This is a genomic window from Streptomyces fuscigenes (assembly GCF_021556455.1).
Lineage (GTDB): Bacteria > Actinomycetota > Actinomycetes > Streptomycetales > Streptomycetaceae > Streptomyces > Streptomyces fuscigenes.
On record NZ_JAKGCV010000571.1, the window covers coordinates 1 to 2,981 of the forward strand.

Annotated in this window: 3 protein-coding genes and 1 pseudogene; 1 reads left to right on the plus strand and 3 read right to left on the minus strand. The window is 73.6% G+C overall.

All coding sequences use genetic code 11. The features are described from left to right. From L1885_RS26405 to L1885_RS26415, 3 genes are all read right to left on the minus strand, one after another. On the minus strand, positions 1–457 hold a 457-nt coding region (locus tag L1885_RS26405; protein ID WP_235799677.1), incomplete at its 3' end, for a Clp protease N-terminal domain-containing protein. A gap of 3 nt (positions 458–460) precedes the next feature. Continuing rightward, on the minus strand, positions 461–670 hold the full coding sequence (locus L1885_RS26410; protein ID WP_235799678.1) for a helix-turn-helix domain-containing protein: 210 nt from the start codon (positions 668–670) through the stop codon (positions 461–463). Between the two features lie 320 nt (positions 671–990). After that, complete coding sequence (locus L1885_RS26415; RefSeq protein WP_235799679.1) at positions 991–2,403, minus strand: FAD-binding oxidoreductase; 1,413 nt, start codon at positions 2,401–2,403, stop codon at positions 991–993. A gap of 97 nt (positions 2,404–2,500) precedes the next feature. Between L1885_RS26415 and L1885_RS26420 the strand changes: the two are divergent. Beyond that, positions 2,501–2,981: pseudogene (locus L1885_RS26420) on the plus strand (hypothetical protein); the annotation flags it as partial.

Genomic DNA, 2,981 nt, shown 5'->3' on the forward strand with positions numbered 1-2,981 from the left:
CCGTCAGCCGGGCCCGCACGGCGGCCCGGTCGACGCCCAGCCTGGTCAGGGCCTCGGCGGCGGGGTCCGGCTCCCGCAGGCCCAGCAGGGCGAGCAGCACATGGGCCGGGGTGATCCGGCGGGCGCCCTGCGCGCGCACCTCCCTGAGCGAGTCCCCCAGCACTCCCTTGGCCGCCGACGTGAACGGCGTGCGCTTGCGCGAGGCGGGCACCGCCGGGCGCCGGGCGCCGCGCGCGTCGATCCCGACCGCGTCGAGCGCCTCCAGGTCCAGCTCCCGCAGCGCCTCCCGCGCCGCGTCGGCGTCCAGCCCCAGGCCGGCGACGGCCTGCCCGTCCTGGTTGCGCAGCGCGGCCAGCAACAGGTGCTCCGTACCGATGCGCCGGTCGCCCCGCAGGCGGGCCTCCTCCAGCGCGTCCGTGACCACGGCGCGCGCCTCGTCCGCGAACTGTTCGAACATGGGTCACTCCCACTTCCCGTACTTCGCGTGCACGGACTGCCTGGACACGCCCAGGGCGTCGCCGATCTGCTCCCACGACCAGCCCTGTTCCCGGGCGCGCGCCACCGAGGACGCCTCGACCTGTTCGGCGAGGCGGTGCAGCGCGCCGACGGCACGCAGGCCGACGGCGGGGTCGAGGGAGGTCAGGCGCGTCGAGAGGTCTCCGGAATCCATGCGGCCAGTATTCCATCGCCCTGTCAGTCTGGACTAACGCGAGGCCTCATGTCAACCCAGACTGACATCAGAGGCGGCGGGCGGCGGCGGAGAAACGGCGGCGCCCCCTCGCGCCGGTGGTGCGGCGAGGGGGCGCGACGGGACGGCCGAGGGACGATCTCGGCCGGGGAGCCGACCGGGTCCAGGGAGCCGGCCGTTCCGGGGAGCCGACGGGTTCGAGGCAACCGGCCGTTCCGGGGAGCCGACCGGTGCGAGGGAGCCGACCGGGTCCAGGGAGCCGGCCGGTGCGAGGCAGCCGCCGGTTCCAGAGAGCCGTAGGTTCAGAAGAGCTTTCCCGGGTTCAACAGGCCAAGCGGGTCGAAGGCGGCCTTGATCTGACGCTGCAACTCCAGTTCGACCGGCCCGAGTTCACGCGCCAGCCACTCCTTCTTCAGGACGCCCACGCCGTGTTCGCCGGTGATGGTGCCACCGAGGCGCAGGCCGAGTTCCATGATCTCGTCGAACGCGGCCTTCGCGCGGCGGACGTCGTCGGGCTTCGTCGGGTCGAAGCAGACGATGGGGTGGGTGTTGCCGTCGCCCGCGTGCGCACACACGCCGATCTTGGTGTCGTACTTCTCCGCGATCGCCTCGACCCCCTCGAACATGTCGCTGAGCCGGGCGCGCGGCACGCACACGTCGTCGATCATCGTCGTGCCGACCGCCGCCTCCAGCGCGGGCAGGGACAGGCGGCGGGCCTGCATGAGCATCTCCGACTCGGCGGCGTCGTCGGCCGGCACGACCTCGGTGGCGCCGGCCCGCGTGCACAGTTCCCCGACCGCGGCGAGGTCGGCCGACGGGTCCGGGGTGTCGAACGCCACCAGCAGCAGCGCCTCGGTGGTCTCGGGCAGGCCCATGTTCGCCATGGCGTTGACGGCGCGCACCGTCGTGCCGTCCATCAGCTCCATGAGGGACGGCACGAAGCCGCGCTCCACGATCTGCCGCACCGCCTCACCGGCTGCCGACGCGGATGTGAACTCGGCGGCCAGCACGAGCTGTTGCGGGGGCTCGGGCTTCAGGGCGAGGACGGCCCGCACGACGACGCCGAGGCTTCCCTCGGAACCGACGAACAGGCGCGTCAGGTCGTATCCGGCGACGCCCTTCGCCGTGCGCCGCCCGGTCGACATCAGCCGCCCGTCGGCGAGCACGACGTCGAGCCCGAGCACGTACTCCGCCGTGACCCCGTACTTGACGCAGCACAGTCCGCCGGCCGCGGTGCCGATGTTGCCGCCGATGGTGCAGGTCTCCCAGCTGGAGGGGTCCGGCGGGTAGTACATGCCCTGCTCGGCGACGGCGCGCGAGAGCGTCGCGTTCACGACGCCCGGCTCCACGACGGCCACGCGGTCGACGGGGTCGATCTCCAGGATCCGGTCCATCTTCACCAGGGACAGGACGATGCAGCCGTCGGAGGCGTTGGCGGCGCCGGACAGGCCCGTGCGGGCCCCCTGCGGGACGACCGGGACCCGCAGTTCGGTGGCCGTCCGCAGCACGTGCTGGACCTGCTCGACCGTGCGCGGCAGCACCACGGCGGCCGGCGCGCCGGCCTCGCAGAAGCTCGCCATGTCGTGGGCGTACGAGGCCATCACGTCGGGATCGGTGATGAGCGCCTCGGGAGGCAGGCCCGCACCCAGCCGCTCGGTGAGGGCAGCGGCGGCGGTGCCGGTGGCAGCGGGTCCGGTTTCCAGCAGATCGTCCATGATCCCAGGTTCGCACCGACCGCCATCGGTGTGAACCCGTATGCGATCCACCCCACAGGTCAAAGTGTGATCTTCATATTGGCGCACAGTGAGCCCCATGAATGCGATGAATGCGGACAATGACCAACGGACCGGGCGGGGCGCCAGGCAGGTCAGGCGCGCGGCGGTGGCCTTCGGCATCGGCGGGGTACTGATCGCGGGCGTGCTGGTGTTCGTGCCGGACAAGAAGCACGAGCCCCCGCCCCTCGGCGGACCGGAGGCGCGGGCGCTCACCGCCGTGACCGCGGGCGCCCCGGCCGCGGCCGCCGACCTGGACGCGCTGGTCCGGGACCGGACGGCGTGGCTGCGCACGCACCCGGCGGACACGCACGCGTGGGCCGTACTGGGCTCCGCGTATGTGCAAAAAGGCGTACGGGAGGCGGACCCCGGCGAGTTCCCGAGGGCCCAGGCCGCCCTCGACCGCGCTCTGGGGGGCGCGCCGGCCCATCCGTCCGGGCCCGCGTCCGCCCCGCCCGCGACGCTGCCCCCGGGCTCCCCCGTCCCGAGCGCCGTACCGGCGTCCGCCGCGGGAGCGGGAA